15 protein-coding genes are annotated in these 14,590 nt (G+C 69.9%); 4 read left to right on the forward strand and 11 right to left on the reverse strand.

The window, feature by feature from the left end; all coding sequences use genetic code 11:
- Positions 1–182: 182 nt before the first annotated feature.
- The 3 genes from FLW16_RS27345 to FLW16_RS27355 all read right to left on the reverse strand — a co-directional run bounded on the left by FLW16_RS27345 (position 183) and on the right by FLW16_RS27355 (position 2,960).
- The gene (locus tag FLW16_RS27345) at positions 183–1,400 is read right to left on the reverse strand and encodes an NADP-dependent isocitrate dehydrogenase (protein ID WP_030508449.1); all 1,218 of its coding nucleotides are present in this window, start codon (positions 1,398–1,400) and stop codon (positions 183–185) included.
- Positions 1,401–1,507: 107 nt separating this feature from the next.
- Entirely contained in the window at positions 1,508–1,792 is a 285-nt protein-coding gene (locus FLW16_RS27350) for a DUF3017 domain-containing protein (RefSeq protein ID WP_142563021.1), read from the reverse strand.
- 46 nt (positions 1,793–1,838) lie between these two features.
- Positions 1,839–2,960, reverse strand: a complete 1,122-nt coding sequence (locus tag FLW16_RS27355) for a citrate/2-methylcitrate synthase (RefSeq protein ID WP_142563022.1) — start codon at positions 2,958–2,960, stop codon at positions 1,839–1,841.
- Positions 2,961–3,141: 181 nt separating this feature from the next.
- On the opposite strand from FLW16_RS27355, the gene FLW16_RS27360 reads away from it, so the two are divergent.
- The gene (locus FLW16_RS27360) at positions 3,142–3,798 is read left to right on the forward strand and encodes an FHA domain-containing protein (protein ID WP_030508446.1); all 657 of its coding nucleotides are present in this window, start codon (positions 3,142–3,144) and stop codon (positions 3,796–3,798) included.
- 222 nt (positions 3,799–4,020) lie between these two features.
- Here the strand turns inward: FLW16_RS27360 and FLW16_RS27365 are convergent, their stop codons facing one another.
- The 3 genes from FLW16_RS27365 to FLW16_RS27375 are packed head-to-tail and all read right to left on the reverse strand — an operon-like array spanning position 4,021 to position 6,784.
- Positions 4,021–4,593, reverse strand: a complete 573-nt coding sequence (locus FLW16_RS27365; RefSeq protein WP_142563023.1) for a hypothetical protein — start codon at positions 4,591–4,593, stop codon at positions 4,021–4,023.
- A gap of 6 nt (positions 4,594–4,599) precedes the next feature.
- Complete coding sequence (locus tag FLW16_RS27370; protein WP_142563024.1) at positions 4,600–5,430, reverse strand: hypothetical protein; 831 nt, start codon at positions 5,428–5,430, stop codon at positions 4,600–4,602.
- Between the two features lie 16 nt (positions 5,431–5,446).
- A complete protein-coding gene (locus FLW16_RS27375) occupies positions 5,447–6,784 on the reverse strand; it encodes a PE-PGRS family protein (RefSeq protein WP_142563025.1) in 1,338 nt (445 codons plus the stop codon).
- Between the two features lie 57 nt (positions 6,785–6,841).
- Here FLW16_RS27375 and FLW16_RS27380 point away from each other — a divergent pair, with 57 nt between their 5' ends.
- Both FLW16_RS27380 and FLW16_RS27385 read left to right on the forward strand, forming a co-directional pair.
- Entirely contained in the window at positions 6,842–7,096 is a 255-nt protein-coding gene (locus FLW16_RS27380) for a hypothetical protein (protein ID WP_142563026.1), read from the forward strand.
- Between the two features lie 84 nt (positions 7,097–7,180).
- The gene (locus FLW16_RS27385; RefSeq protein ID WP_142563027.1) at positions 7,181–7,843 is read left to right on the forward strand and encodes a hypothetical protein; all 663 of its coding nucleotides are present in this window, start codon (positions 7,181–7,183) and stop codon (positions 7,841–7,843) included.
- On the opposite strand, the gene FLW16_RS27390 is transcribed toward FLW16_RS27385, so the two are convergent.
- Complete coding sequence (locus tag FLW16_RS27390; RefSeq protein WP_221891321.1) at positions 7,782–9,566, reverse strand: phosphatidylglycerol lysyltransferase domain-containing protein; 1,785 nt, start codon at positions 9,564–9,566, stop codon at positions 7,782–7,784. The two genes, FLW16_RS27385 and FLW16_RS27390, sit on opposite strands and share 62 nt — an antisense overlap.
- Before the next feature lie 174 nt (positions 9,567–9,740).
- Between FLW16_RS27390 and FLW16_RS27395 the strand changes: the two genes are divergently transcribed.
- Positions 9,741–10,994 (forward strand): alpha/beta hydrolase family protein, encoded by a 1,254-nt coding sequence (locus tag FLW16_RS27395; RefSeq protein ID WP_142563029.1) that lies wholly within the window; start codon positions 9,741–9,743, stop codon positions 10,992–10,994.
- 109 nt (positions 10,995–11,103) lie between these two features.
- Here FLW16_RS27395 and FLW16_RS27400 read toward each other — a convergent pair whose 3' ends face one another.
- The 4 genes from FLW16_RS27400 to purN form a co-directional block, all read right to left on the reverse strand.
- A complete protein-coding gene (locus FLW16_RS27400) occupies positions 11,104–11,949 on the reverse strand; it encodes a bifunctional methylenetetrahydrofolate dehydrogenase/methenyltetrahydrofolate cyclohydrolase (RefSeq protein ID WP_142563030.1) in 846 nt (281 codons plus the stop codon).
- Positions 11,950–11,985: 36 nt separating this feature from the next.
- On the reverse strand, positions 11,986–12,153 hold the full coding sequence (locus FLW16_RS43940) for a hypothetical protein (RefSeq protein ID WP_167538689.1): 168 nt from the start codon (positions 12,151–12,153) through the stop codon (positions 11,986–11,988).
- Between the two features lie 127 nt (positions 12,154–12,280).
- Complete coding sequence (gene purH, locus FLW16_RS27405) at positions 12,281–13,822, reverse strand: bifunctional phosphoribosylaminoimidazolecarboxamide formyltransferase/IMP cyclohydrolase (RefSeq protein WP_142563031.1); 1,542 nt, start codon at positions 13,820–13,822, stop codon at positions 12,281–12,283.
- On the reverse strand, positions 13,819–14,475 hold the full coding sequence (gene purN, locus FLW16_RS27410) for a phosphoribosylglycinamide formyltransferase (protein ID WP_142563032.1): 657 nt from the start codon (positions 14,473–14,475) through the stop codon (positions 13,819–13,821). Before purN ends, purH begins: the two co-directional genes overlap by 4 nt.
- Between the last annotated feature and the right edge of the window lie 115 nt (positions 14,476–14,590).

Here is a 14,590-nt window from a genome sequence, read left to right on the forward strand (position 1 = left end):
CGCTGGTCACCGCCGCCGGCGCGGTCGAGACAGGGCGGATGAGCATTCGAGCCGGAAGGCCATCGTGGCCGCCTTCCGGGTCGTCCGGGGTGCCTGACGGCCCGCAGACGGCCCGGAGAGGCGAACGGGCCTCCGCCTGACGGTGGAACCGCAGGCAGAGGCCCGTTTCGTGACGGCTTTCCTTACAGCGCCATCTTCTTCTTGAGGTTCTCGTCGAGCGCCGCGAGGAAGTCCTGCGTGGTCAGCCACTCGGCGTCGCCGCCGACCAGGAGCGCGAGGTCCTTGGTCATCTGACCGCCCTCGACGGTCTCGACGCAGACCTGCTCCAGCTTCTCGGCGAAGTCGATGACCTCGGGCTGGTTGTCGAGCTTGCCACGGTGCTGCAGGCCGCGGGTCCACGCGAAGATCGAGGCGATCGGGTTGGTGGAGGTCGGCTTGCCCTGCTGGTGCTGGCGGTAGTGGCGGGTCACCGTGCCGTGCGCCGCCTCGGCCTCGACGGTGCGGCCGTCGGGGGTCATGAGCACGCTGGTCATGAGGCCGAGCGAGCCGAAGCCCTGCGCCACAGTGTCCGACTGGACGTCGCCGTCGTAGTTCTTGCAGGCCCAGACGTACCCGCCCTCCCACTTCAGGGAGGCGGCCACCATGTCGTCGATCAGGCGGTGCTCGTAGGTGATCCCTGCGGCCTCGAAGTCGGCCTTGAACTCGGTCTCGTAGACCTCGGCGAAGATGTCCTTGAACCGGCCGTCGTACGCCTTGAGGATCGTGTTCTTGGTCGACAGGTAGACCGGGTAGCCGCGGTTGAGGCCATACCGCATGGAGGCGCGGGCGAAGTCGCGGATCGACTCGTCCAGGTTGTACATCGCCAGGGCGACGCCGGAGCCGGGGAAGTCGAAGACGTTGAGCTCGATCGGCTCGCTGCCGTCCTTCGGCGTGAACGTCAGCGTCAGCGTGCCCTCGCCGGGGATCTTCAGGTCGGTGGCGCGGTACTGGTCGCCGAAGGCGTGACGGCCGACGACGATCGGCTTGGTCCAGCCGGGCACGAGCCGCGGGATGTTCGACATGATGATCGGCTCGCGGAAGATGACACCGCCGAGGATGTTGCGGATCGTCCCGTTCGGGGACTTCCACATCTTCTTCAGGCCGAACTCCTCGACGCGGGCCTCGTCCGGCGTGATCGTCGCGCACTTCACGCCCACGCCGTACTGCTTGATGGCGTTGGCGGCGTCGATCGTGACCTGGTCGTCGGTGGCGTCGCGGTGCTCAATGCCGAGGTCGTAGTACTTCAGGTCGACGTCGAGGTAGGGAAGGATCAGCTGGTCCTTGATGAACTGCCAGATGATCCGGGTCATCTCGTCGCCGTCGAGCTCGACGACCGGGCCCGCTACCTTGATCTTGGGCATGCGTGGGGTTCCCCTTCTGAATTAACTGGCCAGCACGTCCTTTTTGAGGCTCACTGGCCGTTGAGGCTATCGGACGGGTGTGGTAAGTCCGCGACGAGGTCGTGTCCCTACGAGTCGTGCAGCCGCAGCAGCATGAGCAGCGAGCCGATGACGAGTGCCGCACCGAACGCCGCCAGCGTGAGCGCGTCCACCCGTTTGCTGCGCACCGCGAGCGCGCCCGCCCGCCGTTCGGAGACCGTCACCCGGACCAGGGATCCGGCGAGAAAGCCACATCCCATGATCGCACCACCCGCGGGCACCGGCACACCCAGGCCGATCACACACAGGCCGGCGGCCGCACCCGCCACCACCAGCAGGTACGGCCCCCAGGCCGTGTTCTCGCTCGCTCTCACGTCTCTCCCATGCCTGCCACTGCGGTCCTCGGCGCGTTCCTCACTCTCACCGCTCGTCGATGGGCACCCACTTCTGGTCGCGCTCGCCGATGTACTCGCTGTCCGGCCGGATCAGCCGGTTGTCGGCGTGCTGCTCGATCACGTGAGCGGTCCATCCGGACATCCGGCTGACCGAGAACACGGGCGTGAACAGGTCCGTCGGGATGCCGAGGTAGTGGTAGACGGTCGCCGCGTAGAAGTCCACGTTCGGGTAGAGGTGCTTGTCCGCGAAGACGACCTCCTCCATCTCCCGCGACATCCGGTAGTAGGTGTCGTCGCCCGAGGCCTCGGCCAGCTCCTGCGACATCCGCCGCAGGTGCGTCGCCCGGGGGTCCTCGGTCTTGTAGACGCGGTGCCCGAATCCCATGATCTTCTCGCCCGCCGCCAGCTTGTCCCGTACGGCCTGCGCGACGCCGCGTGGGTCCAGCGCTTCCAGCGTACGCATGACCTGCTCGTTCGCCCCACCGTGGAGGGGGCCCTTGAGCGTACCGATGGCGGCGACGATCGCCGAGTGCATGTCGGACAGCGTCGCGGCGCACACGCGGGCGGCGAACGTGGACGCGTTCATCGTGTGGTCGGCGTGCAGCACCAGGCAGGTGTCGAAGATCTCGACCTCGCGCCGCTCGGGACGGCGGCCGGTGATCTGCAGCAGGAAGTTCGCGGCGGTGCTCAGCTCGGGGTCGGGCGCCGGGAGGTCCGCTCCCGACCTGGCCGCGTGGTAGCGGGCGACGAGGACCGGCTGCTGCGCCGTGAGCCTGGCGGCCTTACGGCGGTTGGCGTCGGCGGCGTTGGAGTCCTTGTCCGGGTCGTCGGCCCCGGCCAGCGAGACCAGGGTGCGCAGCGCCTCCATGGGCCCCTGCTTCCCGGCGATCTCGGAGATGTTGCTCTCGACGAGCGCGCCCAGGGACCGGCCTTCGGCCAGCTCCGCGCCGTATTCCGCGAGCTGCCGGCGGGTCGGCAGCGTGCCGCGCTGGAGCAGGTGGGCCACCTCCTCGAAGGTGGCGTGGCCGGCCAGGTCGTGGATGTCGTATCCCCGGTAGAAGAGACGGCCGGCCTTGCCGTCGATGTCGCTGAGCGCTGTGGACGCGGCGACGACATCGGCGAGGCCTTTGGTGGGCTTGTCCGCCATAAGTGTTTCCTCCGCTTATCTCCGCCCGAAGTCTACCCGTGAGCAGGTAAAGCGCCCCTCAAAGGTCCAGACCAATTTCACGATTGATTCTGCTCGTGGCAAAGGCGATTCCCCCTCGCCACGGGTGGGTAAGCCGCAGCTATAGGGAAAGTAACGGCGGGCTACCTGGGGAGGAACTGCCGTGGAGGGGCCGTTCATACGGATCGAGGACAGCGGCGAGGTGGTGCCGCTGCGCCCCGACGTCACCACGATCGGCCGCGGCCGAGGCGTGGACATCCGGCTGACGGATCCGAGCGTGTCACGGCTGCACGCCGAATTCGTCCGTCGCGGGCCCTACCTGTACGTCGTGGACCTGGGCCTGTCCCGCAACGGCACACGGGTGAACGGCAGGCCGATCGCCAGGAGGGTGCTGGACGACGGCGACGTCGTCTCCTTCGGGGCCGCCCGGGCCCGGGTCGGCGGGATCCCGCGGGAGGACCTCGCCCCCGAGGTCGAGCTGCGCCGCGCCGCCGCGCCGGAGCTCACCCGGCGGGAGGTCGACGTCCTCACCTCGCTGTGCCGCCCCGCGCTGTCCGACGAGGCGTTCGTGGCGCCCGCGACGGCCCGGGAGATCGCCGACGACCTCGTGGTGACCGAGGCGGCGGTCAAGCAGCATCTGCTGCGGCTTTACCAAAAGTTCCGCATCCCGGAGGGCACCAACCGGCGCACCCGGCTCGCCAACGAGGTCGTCGCCCTCGGCCTGGTGCGGCCCACACCGGTCGTGCCGCCACAGCGGGCGACCGGACCGGCCGAGCCGGAACCGCAGCCGCGCACCAGCGCGGGCCGCCGCGCGTCCTGACCCAGCGGCACACCGGCCGCCGGGGGCGGAAGCCGTCCACCCCCGGCGGCCAGTGGAGCGTTCCGAACGCCCCGCAGCCGGAGCTCGGGATGCCCTGCCGCTCGTCGTCATGCCTCAGCGAATCACTCGTGCGTCGAGAAACGTCTGCGGATCCATCGCCGTCCCCAGGTTCCGAGCCACAGCTTCGGCTTCCCGGGCCGTTGCATGTAGACGATCTCGGCGTCAGACATCGCCATGGCCGGGGTACAGGAATGACAGAACACCGAAGACGGCCGTCTGCGTGATGGTCAGCCCGGTCCTGTCGGCTCCTTGCAGGACAAGAGCCAGGGCGAGGTCGATGGGGTCGGCGCCCGGCAGCACGGTCACGCCGACCGTCGAGCTGCCGAGGCGGCTGCGCTGACGCACCAGCGGGCCGCGTTCGGCGTCACGCAACTCCTCCTCACCCGCCCCAATCCGGAGGTAGGCGTAGTCGCGCTCTCCCAGCCCTATGCGGATGCCACGGCCCTTCTTCCCGAAAGAGCGCCGGTTCCAGGTAAGGGTCGCCTTGAACCCGCCAACGCTAAGCAGTGTCCGCTCGTCGATGAGGATGAGGCCCTGCTTCAGATCGTTCGGATGGGAGACCGACGCCTCCGGCAGTCCCGGTGCGGCGAGCGTGGCCTGCCGGGGAACCGTCCCTACTGTGACGGTTACTTCTCCATACGGTCCCGCCGTACCGGTAAGGGAGAGGTAGGTGCTCCGCCGCTCGGCGGAGCGGACGGGCGTTCGCCGTACGAGATCGAAAGTGAACCCGGGCACGTGTGCTCACCGTTCCATCGAAGCGGGCAGTTCCTCGGCCTTGGGGAGGAGTTCAGTGATCAGCTCCCAGACGCGTGGCACCTCGGTGAACACCAGCCTCAGCTCGCTGTCGGGCGTCATCGTCCCCGGCAGGATCGGCTCCGCGGGACGCTCGCGCAGCCAGTATCCGAGGGGACCGCAGTCGAGCACGGTGATGCCCCGGATGTCGGTGCCCTTGCCCTCGCGGTTGTTCCATGCCGCGGTCATCCGCCAGTTGCCGTTGAGCTGAAGCAGAAGGTGAGTGAAGACCGTCAGTTCGTGGTCGGCGAGCCCGCCCTTGGCGGCCAGCACCGCCCGTAACCGCTCGGCCGCCTCCTCCACGTCGTCGGTGTCCGCTTCGGCCAGCGCCACGAATCCGGCGTCCATCACACCGATCGTCGTGGTGATGATCGGCGCTGCCGGTGGCTTGGCGTCCCTGTCACGCAGGCCCACCGCCCGCGAGAGCGACCACACGAGGGTGCTGAGGTCGGTGCGGACGTACTCCGACTCCAGTTCGCCCGGCCACCCCTCGTACACGTAACAGGCGTCGTTGCCGATGACCGCGCCGTGGTTCGTGATGCCCTGGCCTCCGGTGATCTCGATGTGGACGAGCACAACCGGCTCCGCGAGGGTGCCCGTCAGATCGGCGAGTTCGGGGATGACGGCGTCGTCGCCATTGATCAGGCCGACGGCCTGCAACTCGTCGCGAGCGTTGATCAGGTCGGCCGTGACTGGCCTCCCCTCATGAAGACAGCCCAGGACCCCCAGATGGGCGGGGCCGAGCCGGAACCGGTCACGTGCGCTGTCGAAGGACGGCAACAGTCATCTCCCTGCGCTAGCCGAACGGATTGAGACTCGTGAGGAGCTTCTTGGCCCCGTCGCCGATCGCCTTACCTGCCTTCTTCGCACCGGCTTCGATGTCGTCCCAGTGTTCGACGACCTTGGCACCGACATAAACGGCGCCCGTAATGACGGTAGCGCCGATGGTGACGGGATTAGGGCAGATCATCGCGGCGGTGAGGGAGGCGTTGAAACCCACCTCGGCGATGTCAGCGACACAGCCGGCACCGTTGCGCTTGAATGCATCGATCGGATTGCCCTGCGATATGACGTTGGCCGCACTGTAGCCGGTGGAGACGACCCCGCCCGCGATGCCCAGCACCCGAAATGTGCCGGCGGTCCGGGCCACCGTCCCCAGCCGGGTGAGAGCGGTGGGCTCGACCTTGAGGACCGCGGCAGCGGCTTCCATCTTCTTCGGATCCGCGGTGGCCGACCAGACCTTGAGCAGGTTGGCCTGACTGGAGACGCTCACAGCCTCGCCCGAGTGGGTGGTTCCGCCCAGCACGGCGGCGAGCTCGTTATTGCCGAAAGCCAGATTGAGGAGATTGTTCACCCGAGCGCCAGCGAGCGTCCGCCCCGCATGCACGACCCTGTTGACCTGGTCCATCTCCGCGTATTCGGGGAGCAGGGACACGTAGTCGCGGTAGAGGCTGCTTTTCATGAACAGCTGACGGGTGAGGCTCGCGACTCCGGCCCCCGGCGCGGTGGCGGACCTCGTGGGCAAGGTCCACGCGCCCCCCGTCAACGTGCTGACGAGCGGCTGCCAGGCGCGGTTGTTCAGCAACAGACGGCTGAGGGACACGGCTTGGGTGGTGACGATCGGGGCCGTCGTGGTGACTCCGCGGACATCGCCCACGATTTTGAGGATGTTGGCGACCGTCGCCTCGTGCGGTTCGAGGGCCGGAATGGCGTGTGCGACGGCGGCGGCCTTCAACCGCGTGAGGTAGTCGTCCAGCGACTCACCGGGCTTGCGCTGGAAATCGGAATTTCCAGTCTTGTTCGCCCAGTCCGCGACCGAGTTGACGGAGATGAGAGTCGCCGGGTCGATCTTGTTGCCATTCGCAACGATTTCCAGCGGCGGAAAACCCGCCCACACGAGCCCGGCGAACGGGTCACCGGTCTGCAGTCGCCCGATCGCCGCCCGCCGCCTCAGGTCCTTGGCCGTGTCACTCCCCCAGCGGGGCATTTCCCGCAGTGGTGCGACGAATTGGGACGCCTGCAGGGGCCAGGCACGCTTAAAAACCTCATCCGCCGACCGATTCAGGTCGTCCATAAGCCCGGCCAAGCGCTCAAGGTCTTCAGGCCTGAAGCTCCGCGTCACGCCTTCCCCCACGCGGCGGGAGCCTACCTGTAACTTATCCTCTGATAAAGCGCTTTGAGAGGAGAAAACGTGCCGCCTCCGCCCGAGGTGCAGGAACTCGAGAACAGGGCCGCCAAACTTCGGGAATTAGCCAATGACGTGGAAAAACTGGTCGATCGGGTGAACGGCATGGCGGCCACTATGGAGTGGTCGGGCCCGTTGACCGACCGGGTACGCGGTGAGATCGGCACCTGGAGAACACGCTGCGGCACGGTGGCGGCGAATCTTCTCGACGAGGCCGATCGGCTGCAGCGCGAGGCCCGCGACCTGGCGAACAGGCGCTGACGGGGCGACGGGCCCGACGAGGTGGTGAACAAAATCCGCGAAGGCCCCGTCGAACGGGGTGACAACCGATCACAAGGGGGACCGATGCGCAGGGTTCTGGTTTCTCTGGCGGCGGCCACGGCGGTGACGGCCATCGGCGCGGGTCAGGCGGTGGCGGCACCGGTGGCGCACATGACGGCCACGGTGACGAGCGCGGGCCGGGCACCGGCTCCGGCCACGCTGCCCAAGGGGTTCCTGCTGGACGAGGCCAAGGTGGACGGGCCACGCAGGCCGTGGGAGCACCTGAAGCTCACCGACAGCCTGAAGAAGCCCCTTGAGGTGAACCCGTGCGGCCGCAGGACGGCCCGCGACGGCCGCAGCGCGAGCCGTACGTTCACCTATGTGGCGGAGACCGTCTACCGGAGCGAGCAGGTCGTGCTCTACCCGTCGGAGCAGGCCGCGAAGGCGGCGATGAAGTCCGTACGCGCCGACCTGGCCGAGTGCGGCACGGGAGGCCGCGGCCCGAACCGTCACTCGTACACGTGGAAGAGCACCGACGTCGGCGACGAGGCCCTCCGGGTCGGCGGCTTCTTCTTCGAGAACCGCTCCCGCACCGTCATCGTCCGCAAGGGAAGCGCGGTGGCGGTCTACGTCAGGACCGGTCTGGTGACCAAGAGCCTTCCGGTCTCCCAGTTCCGCCCGCTGATCAAGGACGCCCGGACGATGGCCGCCAAGCTCTGCGACCTCCCCGGCGTCTGCCGCCGGTGACCGCGTCGGGGACGGCCTGCGGGCGGCGCCATCGCCGGAACAGGCCGCTCCCCCAGCCCAGGCCCGGCAGCGTGATGAACGCCTCCGCCTGGAGCGCGGAGACGCCGATGCGCGGCAGATCGCGGGCGGTCGGGTAGACCAGGAACCTCGGCTCCCACAGCGGCCTGAACTTGGCGTTGAAGCGGTACAACGACTCGATCTGGAACCAGCGGGACAGGAAGACGAGGATGCCGCGCCACGCGCGCAGCACCGGCCCCGCCCCCAGCCGCTCCCCCCGCGCCAGCGCGGAGCGGAACATCGCGAAGTTCAGCGACACTCTGGTCACGCCGAAGTCCGGCGCGGCCTGCAGGGCCCGTACGATCAGCAGTTCGTTGAGCCCGGGGTCGGCCTCGCGGTCGCGCCGCATGAGGTCGAGGGAGATGCCGTCGGCTCCCCAGGGCACGAAGTGCAGGACGGCCCGGATGTCACCGCCCGGCGGCTCCTCACCCTCGGGCGTGGCCCGGTGGGCGGTGACCACCAGGCAGCCGGCGTCGGCGGGGTCGCCGAACCGGCCGAGCGCCATCGAGAAGCCCCGCTCGGTCTCGGTGCCTCTCCAGAAGTCGGCCGCGTTGCGGATGCGCTCGCGCTCCGCCTCGCTCAGGTCGCCCGCCCGCCGCACCCGGCAGGTGTAGCCGAGCCGCTCCACCCGCTTGACCATCTGGCGCACGTTGCGCATGGCCCGGCCTTCCAGTGTGAAACCGGCCACCTCCACGACGGCCTCGTCCCCGATCTCCAGCGCGTCGAGGCCGCCCTCTCTGGTCCACACCTCGCCGCCGGTCTCGCCGCACCCGATCACGGCAGGGACCCACGCGTGCCGCCTGGCCTCCTCCAGGAACCGCCTGATCGCGCCGGGCCAGGCCTCCGGGTCGCCGATCGGGTCGCCGCTGGCCAGCATCACCCCGGCGACGACGCGGTAGGCCACGGCGGCCTTACCGCTGGGTGAGAAGATCACGCTCTTGTCCCGGCGGAGCGCGAAGTATCCGAGCGAGTCCTGCCGGCCATACCGGCCGAGCAGGGCCCGCAGGCGCCGCTCGTCGTCCTCGGTGAGCGCCGCGACCGGCCGTTCCGGCCGGAGGGCCAGGTAGATCGTGGTCACGGCGGTGAGCGCGCCGAGCCCGGCGAGCGAGAAGTAGACCAGGTCGCCGGTGCGCTCGGACGTGAACACGACCGGCCCCTCCAGGCCGACCAGGCCGAGCACGACGTGCCGCACCTGGTCGCCGAAGCCGGGGTGGCCTGCGACCGTCCGGTGGTGCGCGGCGACGAGGATCCACCCGATCACGACGTCGAACGCGCCGAGCGCCAGCAGGTTCCACAGCGCCCGCCAGCGCGAGCGCGGGTCGGACAGGGCGTAGAACTCCCGTCTGTTGACCAGCAGCACCACGCACAGGAGCAGCGACACCGACGCGGCGACCGGGTGCCGGTGCAGCCCCTCGAGCACGGTGCCCACCGGCAGCAGCACCACGACCGCGCGCCAGGCCCGTGCCTTCCGCCGCCTGAGAGCGTGGGCAAGCATGATCAGCAAAATGCCGACCAGCAACGACGCCGTCTCGGCGAGCGTGGTCACGCTGCCCGGCAGGACGCTCGCGATCTCGCTGATCCTGCTTCCGCGCAGGCGCGGGAACACGCCTTTGACGATGTCCAGGATGCCGATGAACAGCGCGGCGTACGCTGCCGCTGCGGGCACCCATGGACGCGCTATCCCGTTCCGGGAAATGTGTGTCCGACGGCTCACGGGACGAGACCTTAAATGGCGATATCCGCTTCGCGAGCGAGGATCGCAATCCTTAACCGCTCTCTTACGCCTCGCGAGTACCTTTGCATGAACCGGCACTACGGGGGACTTTAGGAGAGGCCGGATTTGGAGCTGACAACGGCGCAAGTGCAGGTCCTGTTCGTCGCGCTCGCCGTCGGCGGGCTGGTCGCGACGGTCTTGGTGTGGCCCCGGCTGAGCGGGCGGTCCTGGCGCTCCGTCGCCGGGCGGGTGGGCGTGCTGGTCGCGGACCAGACCCTGCTGCTGCTCGCGATCGCGGTCGTGATCAACGCGTACTTCGGGTTCTTCGGCTCGTGGGGCGACCTGCTGGGGACGAACGCGGCCGACGCGCCGGCGATCACGGCAGGCTCGGCGGGTACGGCGGCCGGTGGGGCGGGCCTCGTCCGGGTGCTCGGCAGCAGGCCGGTGGAGGTCACCAAGCCGAAGGCCGGCCTGCCCGCGGGGCGTCTGGAGCAGGTGACGATCGCCGGGGTGAGGACCGGACTGAGCTCGTCGGCGTACGTGTACCTGCCGCCGCAGTACTTCGAGGCGAAGTACGCCGGCCGGCGCTTCCCCGTGATCCTCGGGCTGACCGGCTATCCGGGCGACGCGGAGAACCTGGTCACCCGGCTCGACATGCCCACGCTCACGGCGACCTCGATCCTCACACACGAGATCGGCCCGACCGTCCTGGTGCTCATGCGCCCCACGGTCGCGCCGCCCCGGGACACCGAGTGCGTGGACGTGCCGGGTGGGCCGCAGGTCGAGACGTACTTCACCTCGGACGTGCCGCGGGCGGTGGCCGCGGCGTTCCGGGTCGGCACCGGAGCCGCCAACTGGGGCGTTCTCGGCGAATCGACCGGGGGCTACTGCGCACTCAAGCTGACCATGCGGCACCCCGAGGCGTTCTCGGCCGCGGTGTCCCTGTCCGGGTATTTCCACGCCCCGGTGGACGTGACCACGGGCAACCTGTTCGGCGGGAACCGGCGGCTCCAGGACGAGAACGACCTGATGTGGCGGCTGGCCAACCTGCCGGCCCCGCCGGTGTCCGTCCTGGTGGCGAGCAGCCGTCAGGGCGAGTCCGACTACCTGGCGACGACGGAGTTCCTGGCGGCGGTGAAGGCGCCCATGCGGGCGTCCTCGCTGATCCTGCCGAGCGGGGGCCATAACTTCGCCACCTGGAACAGGGAGCTTCCCCAGGCCCTGCCCTGGCTCGCCCAGCAACTGCACGCGCCCGCGCAGGCGCCGTCCCGGCCCACGAGCGAACAGGAAACCAAGAGCCTCGCCCGCGAATCGCCCCGGCGGCCTCGCCCCGGCCGTCGCTCCCTCGCCCACAAGGTCGCGAAGAGGAGGACGCCGTAGGCCGGCGGGGAGGACGTGACAGGCGGCCGCACCGCCCGCCTCCGCCGCCACCGCGTCGGCGCGGGTCGGGCTTCCCGGCGCCGCGGAGGGGCGCCGGGATGCCCCTGGATCAGTGCCGCTCGGCGGCCTCGACGACGTTGGCCAGCAGCATGGCCCGGGTCATCGGCCCCACCCCGCCGGGGTTGGGGGCGACGAAGCCCGCGACCTCGCGTACGTCGGGGGCCACGTCACCGGTGAGCTTCCCGTCGACCCTGGAGACGCCCACGTCGAGCACGGCCGCGCCGGGCTTGACCATGTCGGCGGTCACGAGGTGGGGCACCCCGGCCGCGGCGACCACGATGTCCGCCCGGCGCACGTGGGACGCCAGGTCCTGGGTGCCGGTGTGGCACAGCGTGACGGTGGCGTTCTCCGCACGGCGGGTGAGCAGCAGGCCCAGCGGCCTGCCCACGGTGATGCCCCGGCCGACCACGACGACCTCGGCGCCCTTGAGCGGCACGCCGTACTCCTGGAGGAGGACCACGATGCCGCGCGGGGTGCACGGCAGCGGAGCGTCGACCATGTGGACGAGCCTGCCCAGGTTGACCGGGTGGAGACCGTCGGCGTCCTTGGCCGGGTCCATGCGCTCGATGAGCGCCTGGGTGTCCAGGTGGCGCGGCAGCGGCAACTGGACGATGTAGCCCGTGCAGGCCGGGTCGGCGTTCAGCTCGTCGACCGCGGCCTCCACGTCCGCCTGGGTGGCGCTTTCCGGAAGGTCCTTGCGGATGGAGGTGATGCCGACCTCCGCGCAGTCGCGGTGCTTGCCCGCGACGTAGATCTGGCTGCCCGGATCGTCGCCGACGAGGATCGTGCCCAGGCCGGGGGTGACACCCCTGGCGGCCAGGGCCTTCACCCGCTCCGCCAGCTCACTCTTGATCTTGGCAGCGGTCGCCTTGCCGTCCAGAAGCCGCGCGGTCATGGCTCTCCCTGTCCTTCCGGGGTCCTTCCGGATGCTTTACTGTCCCCCCTCGCGCCGCTCGATGATCCGGCGGGTGAAGGGGATGAACTCCACGATCCGCCAACCGAAGTAGGCGGCCAGCGCGGCGACGGGCAGCAGCGCGATGGGGCTGTTCCACACGCCGTTCATCGTCGCGAAGGAGCTCATGATCGTATCAAGGGGCATGGAGGGACTCCGTGGGGAGGATGGGGTGGGGCGCTTCAGGCTAACCGCCCCATAGGGGTGATCGTGCCCTTTTCCCCTCATCCATCCCAACAGCCGCCCCTCCGTGGCGGTACGTCGGCTTTCTGGATCAGTGGAAGAAGTGCCGGGTGCCGGTGAAGTAGAGCGTGATGCCCGCTTCCTTCGCCGCCTCGATGACCAACTCGTCGCGGATCGAGCCGCCCGGCTCGACGATCGCCTTCACCCCGGCCTCCGCCAGCACCTGCAGGCCGTCCGGGAACGGGAAGTACGCGTCGGACGCGCCGACCGACCCGGCCGCGCGCTCGCCGGCCCGGGAGACCGCCAGCCGGGCCGAGTCCACCCGGTTGACCTGGCCCATGCCGACGCCGACGGTCGCGCCGCCGGACGCGAGCAGGATCGCGTTGGACTTCACCGAGCGGCAGGCCCGCCAGGCGAAGGCCAGGTCGGCCAGCACCTCGGGCGAGGCCGCCTCGCCGGCCTTGAGCTCCCAGGTGGACGGGTCGTCGCCGGGCGCGTCCACCCGGTCCACCGTCTGCACGAGCAGGCCGCCGTCGATGCGGCGGAACTCCGCGGCGTTCGACGGCCCCTCCGGGCAGGCGAGCAGGCGGATGTTCTTCTTCTCCCTGAGCACCTCGAGCGCGTCCGCCGCGAACGACGGCGCGACCACCACCTCCGTGAAGATCGGCGCGATCTGCTCGGCCAGCTCGCGGGTCACCTCGCGGTTGACCGCGATCACCCCGCCGTACGCGGAGACCGGGTCGCACTCGTGCGCCTTGCGGTGCGCCTCGACCACGTCGGCGCCCACCGCGATGCCGCAGGGGTTGGCGTGCTTGATGATCGCCACGCACGGCTCGGCGAAGTCCCAGGCGGCCCGCCAGGCGGCGTCGGCGTCCACGTAGTTGTTGTAGGACATCTCCTTGCCGTGGAGCTGCTCGGCGTTGGCCAGGCCGTCCTTGCCGCCGGTGTAGAGGGCCGCTCCCTGGTGCGGGTTCTCGCCGTACCGCAGGGCGGTCTTGCGCTTCCACGCCGCGCCCATGAAGGACGGCCAGTCGCCCTCGGGCGCGTACACATCGGCGAACCAGGACGCGACCGCGACGTCGTAGGCGGCGGTGTGCGCGTACGCCGTGGCGGCCAGCCTCCTGCGCTCGGTCAGCGTGAAGCCGCCCTCGGCGACCGCGGCGAGCACCTCGCCGTACGCCGCGGGGTCGACGACCACGGCCACCGTGCCGTGGTTCTTGGCGGCGGCGCGGATCATCGCGGGCCCGCCGATGTCGATCTGCTCGACGCACTCGGCGTCGGAGGCGCCGGAGGCGACCGTGGCGGCGAACGGATACAGGTTCACCACCGCGAGCTGGAACGGCTCGATCTCCAGCTCCTCCAGCTGCTTGACGTGGGAGGGGTTGGCGCCGTCGGCGAGCAGCCCGGCGTGGACCCGCGGGTGGAGGGTCTTGACCCGTCCGTCCAGGCACTCGGGGAATCCGGTGAGCGACTCCACCTTCGTGACCGGCACGCCGTAGGAGGCGATCGCGGCGGCGGTGCCGCCGGTCGACACGATCTCCACGCCCGCGGCCTCGAGCCCCCGCGCCAGGTCTTCGAGACCCGTCTTGTCGTAAACGGTGATCAGCGCACGGCGGATGGCGATGCGGGTCACTTCGTGATCCTTCCTGCTGTCGGGCCTTCTGCGGCCTGTCCTGCGACTCGTCCCGTCCCCAGGCGCACGGTCCGCCCGGTCAGGGTCCAGCCCTCGCGGGCCATGCGGCCCACCGTCTCGACGAGGAGGCGTCGCTCGACGGTCTTGATCCGCTCGTGCAGCGACTCCTCGTCGTCCCCCTCCCGTACGGGCACCGCCTCCTGGGCGATCACCGGGCCCGTGTCCACGCCGGCGTCGACCAGGTGGACCGTGCAACCGGTGACGCGGACGCCGTACGCGAGGGCGTCGCGCACGGCGTGCGCGCCGGGGAAGGCGGGCAGCAACGCTGGATGGGTGTTGACGACGGGGAACGCGCCCAGCACACGAGGGCCGAGGATCTTCATGAACCCGGCGGAGACCACCAGATCGGGCTTGTGCTCGGCGATACGCCCGGCCAGCCTCTCGTCCCACTCCTCCCGGGTGGGGTGGTCGCCCACCCTCTCGACGAACGTGGGGACGCCGGCGCGCTCGGCCCGGGCCAGACCCTCGATGCCGGTGCGGTCGGCCCCGACGGCCACGACGGTCGCGCCGAACGCGTCGTCTGCCGCCGCGTCCAGCAGCGCTTGCAGGTTGGTCCCCGAACCCGAGACGAGGACGACGAGCCGGACGGACAGAGCGGAACTCCTTCGTGAGCTGCCTTCGTTTTGCAGGTGATTGCCGGGAGATGGTTCCTTAGAGAGTGGTCGAGCGTGGAGGGCCGTCCCTCGACGCAGCTAAAGCGTATCGGGC

This window comes from Microbispora sp. KK1-11 (assembly GCF_006874435.1).
Classification (GTDB): Bacteria; Actinomycetota; Actinomycetes; order Streptosporangiales; family Streptosporangiaceae; genus Microbispora; species Microbispora catharanthi.

Excerpts from the sequence above, each read along its gene's own strand:
- FLW16_RS27400 (WP_142563030.1), bottom strand. The coding sequence starts at position 11,949 with ATGACCGCGCGGCTTCTGGACGGCAAGGCGACCGCTGCCAAGATCAAG.
- FLW16_RS27355 (WP_142563022.1), bottom strand. The coding sequence starts at position 2,960 with ATGGCGGACAAGCCCACCAAAGGCCTCGCCGATGTCGTCGCCGCGTCC.
- FLW16_RS43940 (WP_167538689.1), bottom strand. The coding sequence starts at position 12,153 with ATGCCCCTTGATACGATCATGAGCTCCTTCGCGACGATGAACGGCGTG.
- FLW16_RS27345 (WP_030508449.1), bottom strand. The coding sequence starts at position 1,400 with ATGCCCAAGATCAAGGTAGCGGGCCCGGTCGTCGAGCTCGACGGCGAC.
- FLW16_RS27385 (WP_142563027.1), top strand. The coding sequence starts at position 7,181 with ATGCGCAGGGTTCTGGTTTCTCTGGCGGCGGCCACGGCGGTGACGGCC.